This window comes from Bacillus sp. P4_D3 (genome assembly GCF_056401855.1).
Window position 1 is genome coordinate 1 of record NZ_JBFUIN010001365.1, and the last position, 510, is coordinate 510.

The 510-nt window shown below is 31.0% G+C and carries 1 pseudogene; it reads left to right on the top strand.

The window, feature by feature from the left end:
• Window positions 1–107 precede the first annotated feature (107 nt).
• A pseudogene (locus AC1DTM_RS31375) lies at window positions 108–510 on the top strand (protease); the annotation flags it as partial.

Consider the following 510-nt stretch of genomic DNA (forward strand, 5'->3'; position numbering starts at 1 on the left):
CTCTCACATCGAGAGCTAAGTATATTAGAAACTCTACAAAAACGAAAAATATTTGTAAACGTGGTTTATGAAAACCGGTATACAAATGTGTTTTTTGAGGTGAGCAAATGATAACATTACAAACAAAATACCAATGGGATATGAGCAGATTCTTCATGCATGTATGTGCACTTCTTCTTTTACTAGAATGGCTAAGACCCCTTATAGGTATTACAAACGTAGGTAGATTAGATATTTTTGTAATATTTATAGGAATTTGCTTCATACTCTCTTTTTTTCAAACAAGGTGGCAGATTCCAATAAAGATCGTCACGATATTATTCATCATTCATTTCCTGTATTATAAAAATACTTTTGTAAATCCATCTTGGTTAACGAAATTTTTTACTGATATTTCTCGAAATTCCTCCCTGTTTTTCCAAGGGAATTTGCTAGATATTTCTCCAGTTTTTCCAACACTTTTATTTTTTTTATCATTTTGGTTTTTGAGTGCCTTCATCTCTTTTTGGA